Origin of the sequence: Streptosporangium minutum (assembly GCF_002149035.1) — a bacterium.
GTDB lineage: Bacteria > Actinomycetota > Actinomycetes > Streptosporangiales > Streptosporangiaceae > Streptosporangium > Streptosporangium minutum.
Map to the genome: position 1 here is coordinate 33,707 of NZ_NGFP01000034.1, position 15,629 is coordinate 49,335.

Consider the following 15,629-nt stretch of genomic DNA (forward strand, 5'->3'; position numbering starts at 1 on the left):
ACCTCTCATGTGGAGCAGAACCCAGGGCACTCGATCGATAGCGGCCGTCAGACCCCGTTGCTGCATTTCACTGCTGTACCGGCACGAAAAAGGCCCTCCGGGATGATCCCGGAGGGCCTTTGACCTGCTGTGCGGCCGGAGGTGCTCGAAACCCCAACCTTCTGATCCGTAGGTCCCCAAACAATCTTTATAGACGTTCGTAGGCTCCGCCACCTCGTCTGGTGACATCCTCATCGTACGTCGCCGTTCGCCGCAGTTCATGATCGTCCGTTCCGGTGGCTCCCAAGATGGCTCCCAGAAAGCTCGGTGAATCACCTGCTCGCCAATGGGTCAGCCGTACCGAGCAGGCGTTGGCCTCGCGCTCCAGTGGCTTGTCCAGGTCGATGGCGCACGAGATGATCGTGCTCCCTTCTCCTGTAGCGCCGTCGGAAGCGAGCACGCCTGCCATGTCATTATCTGAGCGCGTACGCCTCCATCGGAGACAGGTAGGCCATGTCCGGATGGCGGCCATTGCCCTCTTGATCGGCGGCGTGCTGGTTTCAAGCTGCGGGCTCACTCACACGACTCTTCGGGTAGACCCTGCAGTACTTAATGAGGCGCGCAGCATCGGAGGAGTCCTGGGCGAGTCGACCTCAGACGGTTACTACGAGGGCACGACTGATGTCATCACCACACTTGTAGTCGGTACCCAAGGCAAGAACGGCACGGACTCGGTCAAGAAAGCCATGAAACACTTGGGCGGCCGTGGGTGGAAAACGACCGATGACAACCTCCCCGTGTCCGTGACCATGGAATCCCCCAATTGGGAAACTAACGAACTCGTTCTGCACCCATTCGACCCTATGTACCTGGAGAACGAGCCGGAGATTCTGGAAGCCATCAACAGGGCAGCGACCAATCCTGAAGCGCTGGTGATCGTTTGGGCGTGGGTGGACGGCTCAAGGGCCTAATAATGCCGAGCCCGGCAGCACTCGCCTGGGTTCCTGCGCTACCTCGCCCGCCTGATCATCCCGTCCGCCATCTACGAACCCCGGGCCCACGCGGCAATCATCCCGGAGCCGGAGCGCCCCTGCCGAAGACAATTGAGGTACCTTGAAAGTGACGACCGTAGTTCGTCCATCTTGGACGACAGGACTATGCGTAACGGCTGGGTACCGTGTCCTGGGGTCGATCATAAAGCCGCAGGTAGCCATGGAATCCACCCGAAGGGCATCGGGCAAGGCGGGGATCGTGACCCACACGAGAGCCCGAAAGATCGTCATGGTCTTTCGGAGTGCTCTATGCCTGGACTTCTTGCATGGTTCGCTACTGCAAGTGTGACTGTCGGGATCGGATTTTTGCTGGTGTGGTTGATCCTGGGGTTCTACGCGCTGAAGAGAGCTCAGCCGGAGGACATTCCAGCCGTGATCCGCGCTCTGTCTCGGTGGTGTCGCAAGTAGTAATGCGGTCAAGATCCTGTCGCTGGTGCGGCCGGGCCGTCCGGCGGCCGGGACCGGCCCCCAGGCCGCATGCCCGGCCGCCGAGCGGCAGGAGGCCGCGAGGCGGCGCGCAGCGGCGCCCTTGAATACCCCTTAAGAACAATTCGGCAATTATCTGTGTAACAGCACACCACGGTGCTGTCTGCCGAAGCTACTTGCCACGCGAGGGCTCGCAGGCAGGTCACAGCAGCGATGATCTACGCCGTCCACGCCATAACCCGGCCGGCGGACCGAGGACTGTACCGCAGCGTGCCGCTACTGCGATCTCTGGAGCGTGGGAACGCATTGGGAAGGATCAACCGCCGCTACTCGGGGACGACCGGGCACAGTCGGACATCAGAACTGATCGCAGATACGAAGAGGCCCAGGTCATCATGGTGATGACCTGGGCCTTCGCGCTGTGCGGCCGGAGGTACTCGAAACCCCAACCTTCTGATCCGTAGGCAAGGGCAGATGCCTGGTCAGCGGCGTCTCGCCCTGTTCAGGTGATGGTTGCGGGTCGGTGGAGGGTGATCGTGTAAGGCGGTGTTGCTGTATCGACTGCTGTACAGCATTCCTCATCCCTCGTGAGATGCGGCGTGGCCTTACGCCGAATCGGCGTCGAGCGATTCCCCCAAGACCGGCTCTGAGCCAAGATGATCCAAGCACCGTGACGTGGGAGGGCGCATGATTGTGTTCACGTGTGCGGGCTGTGACGCCTCGCTGACCTTGCCCGTGTCGCAGGTCGCGCTCCCCGCTCACGCCCATCGGAAGTACGGCCACGAACTACTTCCCGTGCTCATGGAGCCTGGGACCTACGCGGTGGACCCGGAACCCTCCGGGCCGCCGTGGCGGCGGTGGGAGGAGGTCGGCGCGAAGGAGGTAGAAGCCCGCGGCGTGTACGCGCCGGTCTTCGCCCCGTCTGCCGCTCGACGCAATCGGCGGCCGTGAGATGTCATGTTCGCATGAAAATCTCGGCCGCCAAACTGGAGAGAGCGGCGGATTTCAGCAGGTTTGCTGCTGCGTCGGCTGATGCGGCTACCATTCTTTGAATTGGCCACTCAGGAATTTTCTGATTCGCCATGATGGCATTGATGACTATCCTGGCGTCTGGGCTGCCATTAACCTGGATCTGTCGATCGCTGCCGCCATGATTCCGCACCGCCCTCAGCGCGTCTATGATCCACTGGCGTGCCCGCGACCGGGCTGCGGGCTCATCGCGGGGATCGTCGCTGACGAGGTCTGGAAAATCTACTGCCATTTCGCCTGTCCCGTCCGGAGCGATCTGGGCAATGATCGACAAAGCCTTGAGCCGGACGCTCCCGTCATCGTCTTGCTCTTCCTCGCCGATAATGATAGACGCATGTTCTCCGGCTCTTTCGAGCAATCCTCTGGCCAGTTCACGTGGCGTGCAGATATAACCGTCTTTGCCTAGATGCGCGTTCACTTTGGTCGACGTCAGCTCGGCTGCCTGACCGACAACATTCAAGATCCCGCGCACCGACCCATAGAGATCACCGTCACCGTCGAGAGCCGCTTCAAGTGCGCGGTGCATATCATCATACGCATCGCCGTCCTCATCAAAAGAGTACGAACTCCCGTCATCTGGGTCGGTCAGCACCTGCGCACGCACGAATTCCCTCATGGCAGCATGTGTAGTCGCTGGCATGTCAACGCCGTCAACAGCTGCCCGGACCGGCCCTGCCCCCGCCATCACCAGTGCCGAATACACGAGCTGATGAAAGGTGCCGATGTCACTCACAACGATGTTGATGAGCCACCGGCCCTGTTCGGTGTTCAACAGTCCGGGTCTGCTGATCGCAAGCCAAACTGCGGCGTGAGCAGCAGCCGCGCTTTCCAGCTGCTCTTGATCATGGTCGATGACCGCGCTAATTCGTTCGGTCTCCAGCTCGGCCAAAAGTGTCACAACATCGTCGTCGCCCAGATCATTCAGCAGTTCCCAAGCATTGCTTACGTGAGCAAGAGGGGAGGCGAGTGTCGCCAGCGTTCTCAGCCCTGCCCACAGCAGCTGTCTCAGCTGGTCGGCACTGCGCTTGTCAACCTGCCTGGATGTCTCACCCTCGCGGACTCGGTTCCAGTCGAGTTCATGCTTTTCCATGAACCTCTCGATAAGCAGGTGACCACGCATATCGTCGTCGGTCCAACCTTCCGTTGCGTTCCCACGAGCCGTTCTGCGAGCTCTGCGCAACAGGTCGGCAGCGAGTACGAGGTCCCCCGCCCCTTGGGCGGTCAGTTTGGTGGAAGCGCCCAACCGCGCGTCAAGCCGGGCAGCACGGATTAGCAGCGTCCCCAGAGCTTGAACGAAAGCACCTCCCCATGGATGCTCAGCGGCACCTGCGGCAATGTCGTACGGATCGACCGCCGGACTGCCCACCCGCCGGCCGGGCTCCCACAGTGACCGAACGGCACCGGCGAGAAGGTATCGAGCGTTCATCGCCAGAAGGTCCTTGTCCAGAAGCGCCTCCGGTGGCCAATGCGGCCGAGGTTGCTGTTCGTCGTCATCGAATGGAGGTAGCCAGTTGTCAGCGTCATAGGGCTCGTCGTATCGAGAAACATTCATCTCAGCGACAGAGTAGGCGAGCAGTTCAGGGCTCCACGTGGTCAGGTGGCGGCCGAACGCGGCAACCGCGAGCGCGGCTTGCTCGAATTCGGCCCCCACCAGCAAGACGTAGATGATCGCCCCACCCGGATACCCCAGGATGCGGTAATCCTGGATCGACCCGCCTTCCTCGTGCTCGTCGTCCGGCTCATCCTCAGATATGACCCGCGGCGAATCCCATCCTGCCCGGATGACCGCTGCAACCGTATCCATCAAACGATCTACATCCACCGGAGCTGGGCCCCCGCTGGATATCGTGATCTTTCCGAGGTATGGCATGGCGCCTCCCTGTCTGTCGAAAACTTCCAGGATGCAGAGAATTCAACCCGTGATGTAGCTCATTCAGTGGCCCATCGCTTATACCATCCAACCCCTTGAATGAGGTTGCGAGTGCCGAATATTTGGCCGTACAGCTCAGGGCCCGAGGCTGCCCGGGGTGGCAGCGCCGGGCCCTGAGGCGGCAACCAGTGGTGCGGTGGCGCGAACTTCCCTGTCCGTGTCGGTGCTGGCCGCTATGGTCGTGGTCATGCTCAGCGCATACAGCCAGAACAACATGCTGCTGTCGATGATGGAATGCCTGGTTGGGGACGGCGTTGACCTGGAGCCGGCCAGGAAGGCGTTCGAGTCCACCAAGGGTGACTTCACGGCGAAGTTCACCGCTGCGGTACAGGCACGGTTTGCTCAGCTGGTCGAACCAGAGTTGTTTATTGACGTTCCCGAGCGCCCCGAGGAACTTCACAAAGGCGATCTGGACGCACTGGTACGGCCGGCCGCCGACGGCTTCCTTCGCTCATATCCGACCAAGGACGAACTGCTGCACCAGGCAGACCGGATCCGCCGGCGGCAGGAGCGGCGCCCACCATGGATCCCGCGCCTGGACCGACACGGCAAGCCCATTCGGGAGCCACAAACTGACTCGTCCGACGCGGAGGCTCTTCCCGGACGGCCTCTGACGGTCACTGCCCTTGCCGAACTCGGGGAGGTGACAGTCCTTCTTCCCGCTGCTGACTGGGAGCGGCCGGAGCTGGCCATGATGCCCGGCGGGATCGGGGAATGGGAAGCGGCTCTGTACACGGTCCTGGGTGTCACCAGCGAGCAAGGGCCCGCTGCGACTGTTGCGATCGACGCGCAGGCCAACGAGGCGCTGATTCCTGAGGGTGTGCGCTGGTGGTCGACCGAACCGGCACAGCCGCTGCCAGCAGCGCAGGATCCAGGAGTAGCAAGCGAGCTGCTGGCCACCTCGACGAGCCTTGGCGGGCTGTCAGTCACCGACAACACGCACCAAGACATCGAGACGCTGGCCATCGCTCTCGGGGCCGCGGGCGACTGGCGATACAGCGCCCGTTGGCTGCTTGACGCATGGGACTCCAGCATGGATGTGGGCACGCTTGCCACCGCCCGCGCGGCCATCGCCGGCTGGGCGGGTGAGGGCCGAAGCGGATTGATCGTGTACGTGTATGGCGGGGCCCTGCACGGCACCGAGGGTCTGATCGGCGTTCCTGGTCCACTGCACAGCTACCTGCTGTGCGTGAGCCGCTCTGCCGACGGTACGGACACAGTCGACACGGTGCAGCGAGCGATCCTCTCGTGTCCAGGGGAGCACTGGTGCCACCGCGGCGGCTGTCCCATGGCCGAGTTCTCAGAAGCGGACGCGCTGCTCGCGTCGATCGTCACCATCGGCGACGTCACCGGTGTGGCCGACCAGGACAAGGGTTGGGCCGGAGAGACCTACCAGCAGTTGTATGGCACTCGCGGCGTCGATGATTACTCGGAACCCGTTTTGGACTGCCTGGAGGCGGAGCTATCGGGCGACGGCTGGGTTGAGTTGGAGCGAGCGACGTGGGAAGGCGGCATGGAGCAGTCGCTGCTGCGCCGAGGCGTACACTGCTTGGCCGCCTCCTACGATCCGATCACCCGCCAGCTCCAGCTGGCCGATGGCAAGCCCCATCTCGATGGCATACTCGATCTCCTGGCCGACGATGGTGTGCTTACCGGCGATGACGACCACGCGACTGTCGACACCAGCGAGCAGGCAGTCCAGCAGTGGGGTATGGATATCTTGACCATTGCGGAAGATTATTTGCGCGGCCTCATCAACGAGTTGCGGCAACTATCTGCCCCGATCCAGGGCGCTTTACTCGGACTGCATCCTCATGCAAACGGAACACTTAGCGCTCCGGAATCGACAGTACTCGCAAAAGAACAACTCGCAGTTCTGGTCCGCTCTGCCAGGCTGTTTATCAGCGAATGATCTCGATGGATTTCGAGTTCTGGACTTGTTCGACCGTGTCTACACGTCGGCGAATTTCGAAAGTTCCAAGTCTCAATCCTCTTAGGTCAGACGTCGCCCGGTTATTGCGATCAGCGAGATCGAGGCCAACTGCCTCGCGCCCATTCAACCTCATCCGCAATAATTTAAAGGAGTGCTGCCGTTCTCATTGGGACAGAGAGAACGGTTACTGGAGCTGGAGTAGCCCTCCATGTAAAGGGAACACTTCATCTTCACTTCAGTCGTTCAGTGCGCGATTGTAGCGAAGCGATACATTCCCGCGCATTCTCGTATGCTTTCCACGCTGTTCTAAGATAATCCAGTCCTTGGTCGTCCAGTTAGATGTACTGCGTGAGACCTTAAAAGACATTCCAAATTTTTCGTCCAGCAACTCTCTGCAGACTTCCGGCGCTGTTCTGCCGTTAATCCACTCAAGCTGCAAAAGCACCCCATGCCTCATTCCGCCGTTGTCCCATACATCAATCCATCTAGGCTTCTTATCGCCTCTCAGTTCCGGATAGAAGACATGTACTCTGCGCATAATTCCGCTACAGAGGCGAGAACTGCCTATACGATCGTCGCGAAAGAACTCGATAGCCTCAGCTTCATGCTTCGTCACTAAATCCGGCGACTCTCTATGAATGTAGTAGGGACTTTGGAGAAGTTCCTCCGCGATTCTCAATGCCTTGCGCCATTGTGATCGCATGATCGTCTCACGAGCACCGCGAAGACATATATATGAGTTGCTGCCAGGGCGGTAGAGGCTCATATGTCGCTCATGAATCTCAAATCTTAAACCTGGTATGCCAATTATATTGTCATCGTCTGCCGATTGAGCGTTAGGGATGATTGCGGATAAAACTCCCGGGAGATCCTCCCTAGTTACAGCTACAGTTAGACGCTCAGCTTCCGGCTGCACGTACGATATGAGGGCCAAATTGCTACGACTCGACTCTGGCGCGTCGTTCGCGAAAATGCTGGTTGACAGCGTTCTGCGCATGGCAAGCAAGAAATCTGTTTCCAGAATTTCTTGATCGAGGGAATTTGCATACGGTATTGGAATAGTGCGTGGGGAGCTTCCTTCGAGGGACTGAAGCGCCGCGCGAAACGGCTCCCCTGTGTATGCGGCTCGCTTCCGCGCCATGTCGTGGATGTGGACGTACTTCATCGTCGTGGCGGTTTTCCCTGTGAGCAGCGGTCCAGAATATCTGCGCTCCACCCCTGGAGGAGATTGATGATCGCCTTGAGGTCATTCCTCCGACTCCCTATGAAAGGGAGAATTGCGAGAGCGGGAAGCATCGGCAGGATAATCAGAACAAGGGGAATGTGGGCGAAAACAGCAACAGCTGTACGTGCCCACGCCGCTGCGAGAATAGCCTGCGGCTGGAAAAGGTCAGGGAGCTGCGGATTGGCAACCATCGCACACCGATCAGGACTGCCCGGTCTCAGTCGCAATCAGGAACGACGGCCTACGTGGAGCAACTCATGTCGGTTGTGGGCCTGACCGCCAGTGAATGACCGGGAGCACTAGCACAGGCAGGTGACCGAATGCACCTGCCGAGATACTACCGCAGGCGACTGGACGTCGTACGAAATTCCCAGAAGCGACGCCGCAATCCTGCCCACGACCTTCCGCTTTTCAGTCGGACCAATCACCCTGGTGGGGTGGCGGACACCATGGTCAGAGGGTGGTGGACGGTAGCCGAAGTGAGTCCGCGTGTGGGGACGTTACTGTCAGCGCTGCTGTCACCCGCATAAGCGCTGGCATGCCGTCCTGCATACCTTCGACGCCGCCGGCCGCCACCTCGACTCCCACGTCGAGTGCACCGGGACCGATGACGATCACTGGGCCGCCGTCACCACCGCACGCGACCGGTTGAACGGATGGCTCAGCGAACTTCCCGGCCTCCGCTTCGGTGACATCGCCATCCGGCCCTTCCGCCATGACGTCGACGGAGTGCTGTTTGGCCTCGTCATCGAGACCTTCGAAGACACGGAACTCTACCCGAACGGCGAGAGGAAACCGATTCGTGCGAGCGAGTGCCCAGCTCTTGGGAGGCTTGGGACTACGAGGCCCTCAACTAGGCTACACACGTTCGCTTCTCGCCAGTGTCCCGTCAATACACCGGATATCGTCGGAGCATGGCTGATGCGCTACCGCTCCGCATTTTTCTGGCCTCGCCCGGCGATCTCCCGGACGAGCGGGCAAGTGTTCGCGCCTGTGTCGACGAGCACAACGCTCGTTGCAGAGGCGAGAGCAACGTGACCTACGAAATCGTCGGCTGGGAGCGCGCGCGAGGAACTGCCCGGCGACCGCAGGAGGCAATCAATGAACTCATTGGGGAGAGCCACTTCCTGGTCGCGTTGTTCAAGGGATCTTGGGGTAGCGAGTCGGGCGGTCCATGGGGATACACGTCCGGTAGCGAAGAGGAACTGTTCACGGGCCTGCTTGAGCTCGGTCGCACCGAGCAGCCGATGCGGGATGTGTGGGTAGCCTTCCTCAAACATCCTGCGCCCGCCGAGCGGATCGTGAAGCTCCGAGAGCAGATGTCCCGGCACCACGCGATGATGTACGAGTCCATTGCGGACATGCGTGACCTCAAGACGAAGCTGACTGAGCGTCTTGAGGCGTGGAAAGCGCTGGCCGGATCGAAGATACCTAGGCACGTCGACCTGCTGCCGTCGTCAGGAAAAGATGTCTTGCGGGCTGCGAACCTGCGCCTACGCGGTGAGAAGTTAATCGACCTCGGTCAGGCTGAGGCGGGACGGGCAAACCTCCGAGAGGCAGCCGCGATGGGCGGTCCGGCCGAACATTTGGCCTACGCTCGGTCCATGGCTCGCTACGGTGAGCTCAACGAGGCTTACGCCGCGACGCAGCGTGCCATCGAACACTTCATCAGTGCAGCCTCGCACCTGCACTCACCGCTCGCAGCCGAAGCCTTCGCTGCCCAGGCAGGGGTGCTGCGCAGGCAGGGACGCGACGTCGATGCAATAGGACGGCTCGATCAGGCATTGACCCTTCTAGACGAGAATGATGCCTATGCACAGAAAGTCCGCTGTCGGATTCTTGACGACCTCGGCCTTGCGCACCAGCGAATCGGCGAACTGGAGCTAGCTCGGCGTGCCTTCCAAAAGGCTCTCGATGCAAGGCGCAGCTCGGAAGACCATCTAAACGTGTGTCAGTCTCTCGTTAATCTGGCAAGGCTTGAGGTTGGCGTGGGGGACTTAGAGACCGCGGCTTCCCATGCGGACGAAGTGGTCTCGACTCTACGTGGCACACCGCCGTCGGCACTACATGCCAATGCCGAGGTGTTGGCCGCGCAGGTGCGACTCCGCCAAGGCCGGCCTGACGAGGGCGTGCCATATGCCGAGCGCGCTTTGTCTTTAAACCGGCAGATCGCGAGCAGACGAGGGGAGGCCATCTCCCTGCTCCTGCTTGCGCAGTGCTGCCGCGCGGCCGGTATGGGACGCAAGGCGGGAGAGCACGCGCGCGCCTGTCTTGAAGTGAACAGGGCGATGGGGAACAAGGAGGGCGAGCAGCGAGCCCAGTGGCTTCTCGATCAGCTGGACGAGTGACCGAGCACTGGTTCGCCCGGTCAGCTGGTCACGATGGCGCCATCAGCATCAACCTGGACGTAGTCGAGGCAGGGCCACAGCAGAGCCGTGAGACGACCGTCACCGGACCCACAGCCGGTATCCAGCTGCGCCGAGTTAGGACCAATCCTTGGAAGCTGGCCGACTGTAACGTGCGCACTCACCCGGAACTTGCGCGTCGAGGCTGACGGAGGGGTGTGTTGGGCGATGAGGTCATTCAACTCGTAGGTTTCGGGCATACGCCGCATCCCGTCTAAATGCTCACTTGGGAACCTAGCGCGAAAGTCACTGAGTACGTCGGGTCCAACTTTCGCACCGACGTACGACCGAATGGTCATCGCCCCGCCCATTTTGAGAAAGGCCGTCAAGTCTTCGGTGTCCAACGCGTCGAGCAACGCTGCCTCGTGGTTCCCCCTGAGGAGGGTCGCGCGTCCGGATCCGGAATACGTAAGAAGCTCTTCCATCACCTCGGCAGACTGTGCCCCCTTGTTGATGTAGTCACCAAGAAAAATCGCGTGCGGTCCACCTCGCGCAGCAAGGACTTCGCATAGTCCCCGGAGAGCACTCAGATTTCCGTGGATGTCGCCTACAAATGCAATCTCGGCACTCACAACAGGATTTTCTCCACCTCGGCGTAGTCGGAGGTCTTGCCGGTAACACCCAGGGCCATGAACGCCATCGAGAGGATGTCACTGGGACGTGCCCATTCATTGACGACTGTGGCCTCAAGGGAACCATGTTCGCTGGGCGGGAACTCGCCGATTATCCTGCGCAGCCGAGACAGGCATTGCTCAAGGTCCGATGTAGTCGCCTCACCTGGCTGCCGTGAGGCCAGGAGGCTGGTCAGGCAAGGATCTTCATGCCGAACGGCCAGCTCCCGCACCGAGAAGCAGGGAGCACCGTCAGCGATGGCCTGCGCGTATAAGCAGCTGCGCAGCAGGTACCGGGCCTGACGCAAAAGGCCGGGGAGGTACTTCGGCAAGTCTCGCTCCAAGCTCGTGAACAGTTCAGACAGGCTCCGAGCGCGGGCAAGGAGTCGCTTAGTGTCGACCTCATCCATGTCCTCCACAGCGCGGGTTAGATAGCCATGTCTGTCCCAAACAATCTTGGCGTCACGCTTGAGGTGAGCCCCAAAAAGAGTACCGATGCCAGTCGAGAGCTGTTTTCGGGTGTAGTAACTCACATGTACGTAACCGGCGTCAGTGCTGGGTCGCTGAGTTGTCACCAGGGCCAGCACATCTAGGTCCGAATCGGGGCCGGCGTCTTGGCGGGCCTGACTCCCGTAGATCAACAATCCCTCAGCATCCGCAGGTAGTTCAGGGAAGTCCTCCAAAACCCTGGCCGGAACGTTCATCCCCAGCAAGGCACTAACCACATCATCACGGATCACGTTCCCCCAATTCCTGCGACCTGCCCGCTCTTGAGACAGACAACGACTAGCACCCTACGCGTGTCGACCCCGATGAGGTGGCAGTGTGATCGCTTATCAAGGTAGCTATCCGGTGGTAAGGGGACTCGTACCGCAGGACTACCAGGCCCGAGGAACGGAAGCCCCGCGGCAGCCTGGCTCCGCTATTCAGGCCGAGCAATCGCCCTGCTCCGCTTAGACCGTAGTCAGCCGCGTGTCGACGGTGGCGCGAATGTGTCAGCGTGGGGAACGTTACTGTCACCTGAGCCATAGGCATTCGATGACAAGACCCTACGATGGGGCCTCGCTGGCGATCGCCCCAGCCAAAAGCAGAAGCTCCGAAGCAGGATCGCGAACCCTCAAACGTCCTACCTTTATCCGCTTGCTAGATCGTCACGCACTGCCCGCAGTTTTTCAGCGAGCGCTTCCGTCTCGCTGATAGGCAACTCGGGCACGTCACCCCACTCGGTTCGCCCGCCAGGCAGTGTGCCAGCCACATGGAAGTGAACATGGCCGATCGACTGCCCCGCAGGCACTCCGTTGTTCTGCCAGACCGCAATGCCCGGCCGTCTTTCGGCGCGGTCGATCACGCGAGCCGCTTCACGCACGGCGATCATCACAGCACCTGCCTCCTCGTCACTCAAATCGAGGATGGTCTCGACATGGCGAACGGGGATGACGAGCAAGTGGGCTACACCGCGCTGTTCCCGTGTAATCAACATGGCCGTGACCTCATCGCGAGCCAGGATGGTATACGGGCGCGTGCCATTGAGGTAAGCGCAGAATGCACAAGAACCATCGTCTGGGAGCTGAATTGAATCCGCTATCACGACGCCCTCAGCGATATAAGGAAGGCTTGGATTTCCAAGCGGTCGAGTCGGTCGTACTGCTCTGATTGCACCACAATCTTTAGCTCATCGCATACTCGCTCCCGGCGAGAGGCGAACACGAATGACAAGATGATGAACCGGACCGAATCCTGGGCGGGCAGAATTTGCGATAGCCTCGCTAGTCCGCCACCAAGAACCGGGACAGCAACCGTACCGCCATTCGCGCGATCGGCGACCTCGCGCCAGAGCTGATCGAGACCTCGCCAGAGATTCTCAATTGAGCTTCGCGCAACGTTCTTCGCGTCCATCTCTGAGTACGCGACACAGAAGAAGCTCCGAGTGGCCTGCTCCAATACCGCCACCGTTCCCACTTCGTAAACCTTCGTCTTACCCGGTTTCGTGATCGTACCCACCGGGACCTTATCACTGAGCGCCTGATCTAGCTCACCATCCAGGCGCTTCACGTCTCCGCCGTAAATCTTGTCAACGAACTGGGCCTGGAGGCTCGTCCGAGCGATGATTCGCGGCATCTCCGTATCGAAGGTTGTCTGCATACCGATCACTAGGTGATCCGCATACTGCTCAAGGATGTCTCCCCGGACTAGGCTTATTTTCACATTCGGCGCCTCGTACTGCTGCTCGATCGGCCGAGGCCAAGACCTGACGGCAGCGTAAATCAGTGCGATTCCGACCGTTATGATGGTCATCCATGTCCCGACACCTTCAGCCACGTCAGGGAAGAAGACATCGTAGAGGCCAGCGAGCACCGCTATAAGACCAACTGCCGACAGGGCATGGACCGCAAAGTGTTGCCAGAAGCGCTGACCCTTTAAGTCATTAAGCAGTGCCCTGCTCATAGGCCGAGCTGTTCGTAGACGCCTGGCTCGTACTGATAGCACCCGGTATTGGAACTGCGGGCGTACGCCTCGGTGTAGTCGTCCAAGGCGTACTTGATGATCGCCGGTTGGAACGACACTGACACGGTGTAGTAGTCGACGTCTAAGAGCGGTTTGGGAATGAAGTTCCGATCAACTTTCCGATCACCATCAAGATTGGCGATTACCACCGGCAGGTCGAGATTGACTATTGTCTCGATCTCATATGCCAAGAATGAATAACCGTCTCCACCTTTTTTCTTGGCGTTAGTGCTGCCGAGCAGTACGAACTGCTTGGCGTTTTTCATCCGCTCTCGCAGATTACGCTTAATCGTCTCCCGACTACTGGTGTCGCGCGAGATGTACAGGTCATGCGCATCATAGAAGTTGAAATCGATATTCTTATTTTCGCGCCAGGCTTCCATTAGCCTATAGGACCTGATGTCTTCGCTGGCGAAGGCTACATACGTTTTGTTGCGGTAACTCACAGGGGGACCTCGTTACTCTATGTTTTATATATTAGCATCAGCAACAGATTGGTCACTAGATGATTCTGACCCTCCGTACCGTGAAGGGATGTTTGTTCCTATTAATACCAACTTGGGAAGCTCGGGGGTTTCGCCGGATTTGACCGCTTTTAGTGGCTAGGTCTCGAAGAAATATATCCAAAAAGGAAGCGTTCCAGTGACACAGACGGCATCGGCAAGGCGGGGCGTGGACGAGTTGCCAGGCACGGGAGTCAGCGTGGGCCCTTGGTGGAGCAGTCCTCAGCTCTCATGCTCAGTGGCAAGCTGATCCGGAGCGCAGGGCCGCCAGGCCCGAGCACCGGAAGTGGCGCGGCAGCCGGTTTTCGCTTTTCAGTCGGAACAAGTCAGGCTAGGCAGGGCTCTTCCCAGTAGCGCTCTGTCGGAGGATCGGGTCGTCATAGGGGGTTGACAATTGCCCTTGGATGCACTGGAGTGCCCCCTTTAATTGCTGTTGCCGGTGAGACTCGCGAGCCTGGGAGAGTTCCACGCATGCTGATGGCAAGGCCAACATGGAAGGGCTGCGGCGATCGCCCCGCCCCTCACAGCGAAGATCGAAATGACAAATCGTGCCCGTCTTAATTCGTCACGTCTGACGGCATCAGGGCGCGCAGGGCGGTGCGTGCCCGGACCGGCCGAAGAGCCGCAGCCGGGCACGCTTGCCGACCGGCGCGCCCGGCGGACCGCGGAGCGGGCCGCCTTTAAAGACGTAGAGAAAGTTCTCATCCGGAGTGCGCGACCTCCGTGTCAGGTCTCATGATCTGCGCGACCTCCGGTGATCTTGAGCCTGTAGTGGCTACTCGGGAGCGTCGCCGGCCTCGGCTGTCCGCTCCTCGGCGGTGGTGACGAAGCTGCCCATGCCGCGCTCGGTCCGAATCCACCGGTCTTTGCGGAGGGCGTTCATGACCTTCTGTGCGGTCTGGGTGGCGATCCCGAACTCTTGGGTCAGATCGACGACCGAGGGGATTCGCTGGCCCGGCTTGTACTGGCCGGTCTCGATGCGCTTGACGATGATGTCTCGCACCTGTCGCCACCTGGGCAGATCGTCGCGCAGCTCGGTCATGGGAACACGCTAGAAGCCCACAGTGCAGGCCCCTCCACCAACACATACTGCGGTGTTCTATGGTGTACTACAGCATGGTGTGCTTATGATGCGGACATGGCTGACGACAAGGACCCGCACCAGAGAGGAAGGCGGAAGCTTTCAAGCTTGACCGCTCCCCTCGGACGGTTCCGACCTTGGGGCCTGGATGCCATAAGACGGATGACGGACACGGCAGGGGGCGAGGCATGACCGCGGCCTTCCTTGGTGATGCGGGACCGGTGGATGCGGCCGAGGAGCTCCGTAAGGCCCTGGACAGGCACGAGATCCCGGCCGATGTCCATGCCGGGCACGGCTTGGCGCTGGTGTCGGTCTGGATCGGCCTCGTCGTCTGGTGCGACGGAGAGCGTTTCTGGTGGCGCACGGGTTGGGACGATCGACGGCAGCGGTTCACCTACGCCTGGCATCCGGCGATAGACCCTGCTCGGGCCGCTCGCCGGCTCGCCTTCCGCTACAGCGATCTCCGCAGGAAGCACAAGCGCTCCAAGGAGAACCTGCCGTGATCGTCCTGGATGAGTGCATGAGCCCGCATGTGGCGATGCTCCAACGCGTGCATGTGCGGCTGGTGTGGCAGCGGCCGTATCCGTCGCTGGAGCGGGCGCGGCTGGTCGCATGGACCTGCTGGTGCCGGGCCACGGTGTACGAGCTGTGCGTGGGCGGAGGCCGCGCGTTCCTGCGGCGGACGGTCCAGCTCGACGGCGGGTCCGACATCCACGAGACCTCTCCCATGCCCATCGTTGAAGCTCGGGCGACCTGGACGGCGTTGCTGTCCGGAAGCGCCCGTTAGACGGGCGGGGTGGTGTGGGATCTGGAGGGACGCGCACCGCCCCGCCTGCCAGGAGTCAACCGGGTGACTCCTGGCCCATTCTTCCCCCGCCCCGRACGGCGGCCCGTGTCGTGGCCCGATCAAGAGGCCGGCTCCGTCTGTGGGGGTTGGGTGGGATGAACGG

14 protein-coding genes are annotated in these 15,629 nt (G+C 60.5%); 6 read left to right on the plus strand and 8 right to left on the minus strand.

The window, feature by feature from the left end:
* Positions 1-275: 275 nt before the first annotated feature.
* Together CA984_RS10455 and CA984_RS10460 are read left to right on the plus strand one after the other, a co-directional pair.
* On the plus strand, positions 276-950 hold the full coding sequence (locus CA984_RS10455; RefSeq protein WP_133061610.1) for a hypothetical protein: 675 nt from the start codon (positions 276-278) through the stop codon (positions 948-950).
* 1,194 nt (positions 951-2,144) lie between these two features.
* Positions 2,145-2,408 carry a hypothetical protein gene (locus CA984_RS10460; protein ID WP_242675857.1) on the plus strand — a complete coding sequence of 88 codons (264 nt, stop codon included), beginning with the start codon at positions 2,145-2,147 and terminating at the stop codon, positions 2,406-2,408.
* Between the two features lie 4 nt (positions 2,409-2,412).
* On the opposite strand, the gene CA984_RS45410 is transcribed toward CA984_RS10460, so the two are convergent.
* Positions 2,413-4,356 carry a hypothetical protein gene (locus CA984_RS45410; protein ID WP_133061611.1) on the minus strand — a complete coding sequence of 648 codons (1,944 nt, stop codon included), beginning with the start codon at positions 4,354-4,356 and terminating at the stop codon, positions 2,413-2,415.
* A gap of 247 nt (positions 4,357-4,603) precedes the next feature.
* Between CA984_RS45410 and CA984_RS10470 the strand changes: the two genes are divergently transcribed.
* Positions 4,604-6,328: a hypothetical protein gene (locus tag CA984_RS10470; protein ID WP_133061612.1), complete on the plus strand. Its 1,725-nt coding sequence runs from the start codon at positions 4,604-4,606 to the stop codon at positions 6,326-6,328.
* A gap of 256 nt (positions 6,329-6,584) precedes the next feature.
* Here CA984_RS10470 and CA984_RS45415 read toward each other — a convergent pair whose 3' ends face one another.
* A complete protein-coding gene (locus CA984_RS45415) occupies positions 6,585-7,565 on the minus strand; it encodes a hypothetical protein (protein WP_133061613.1) in 981 nt (326 codons plus the stop codon).
* Between the two features lie 923 nt (positions 7,566-8,488).
* Here CA984_RS45415 and CA984_RS10475 point away from each other — a divergent pair.
* The gene (locus CA984_RS10475; protein WP_086570706.1) at positions 8,489-9,922 is read left to right on the plus strand and encodes a tetratricopeptide repeat protein; all 1,434 of its coding nucleotides are present in this window, start codon (positions 8,489-8,491) and stop codon (positions 9,920-9,922) included.
* Positions 9,923-9,942: 20 nt separating this feature from the next.
* On the opposite strand, the gene CA984_RS10480 is transcribed toward CA984_RS10475, so the two are convergent.
* The 6 genes from CA984_RS10480 to CA984_RS10505 all read right to left on the minus strand — a co-directional run bounded on the left by CA984_RS10480 (position 9,943) and on the right by CA984_RS10505 (position 14,640).
* Positions 9,943-10,551, minus strand: a complete 609-nt coding sequence (locus tag CA984_RS10480) for a metallophosphoesterase (protein WP_086570707.1) — start codon at positions 10,549-10,551, stop codon at positions 9,943-9,945.
* Positions 10,548-11,330, minus strand: a complete 783-nt coding sequence (locus CA984_RS10485) for a nucleotidyltransferase domain-containing protein (protein WP_165781193.1) — start codon at positions 11,328-11,330, stop codon at positions 10,548-10,550. The genes CA984_RS10480 and CA984_RS10485 overlap by 4 nt, the downstream gene beginning before the upstream one ends.
* A 392-nt stretch (positions 11,331-11,722) precedes the next feature.
* A complete protein-coding gene (locus CA984_RS10490; RefSeq protein ID WP_207620810.1) occupies positions 11,723-12,178 on the minus strand; it encodes an HIT family protein in 456 nt (151 codons plus the stop codon).
* The gene (locus tag CA984_RS10495; protein WP_086570709.1) at positions 12,175-13,035 is read right to left on the minus strand and encodes a macro domain-containing protein; all 861 of its coding nucleotides are present in this window, start codon (positions 13,033-13,035) and stop codon (positions 12,175-12,177) included. The genes CA984_RS10490 and CA984_RS10495 overlap by 4 nt, the downstream gene beginning before the upstream one ends.
* Complete coding sequence (locus CA984_RS10500) at positions 13,032-13,541, minus strand: TIR domain-containing protein (RefSeq protein ID WP_086570712.1); 510 nt, start codon at positions 13,539-13,541, stop codon at positions 13,032-13,034. The genes CA984_RS10495 and CA984_RS10500 overlap by 4 nt, the downstream gene beginning before the upstream one ends.
* A gap of 832 nt (positions 13,542-14,373) precedes the next feature.
* On the minus strand, positions 14,374-14,640 hold the full coding sequence (locus CA984_RS10505) for a GntR family transcriptional regulator (protein ID WP_207620811.1): 267 nt from the start codon (positions 14,638-14,640) through the stop codon (positions 14,374-14,376).
* Positions 14,641-14,867: 227 nt separating this feature from the next.
* Between CA984_RS10505 and CA984_RS10510 the strand changes: the two genes are divergently transcribed.
* Positions 14,868-15,182 carry a hypothetical protein gene (locus CA984_RS10510; RefSeq protein ID WP_086570714.1) on the plus strand — a complete coding sequence of 105 codons (315 nt, stop codon included), beginning with the start codon at positions 14,868-14,870 and terminating at the stop codon, positions 15,180-15,182.
* The gene (locus CA984_RS10515) at positions 15,179-15,466 is read left to right on the plus strand and encodes a hypothetical protein (protein ID WP_086570716.1); all 288 of its coding nucleotides are present in this window, start codon (positions 15,179-15,181) and stop codon (positions 15,464-15,466) included. Before CA984_RS10510 ends, CA984_RS10515 begins: the two co-directional genes overlap by 4 nt.
* The last annotated feature ends 163 nt before the right edge of the window (positions 15,467-15,629 follow it).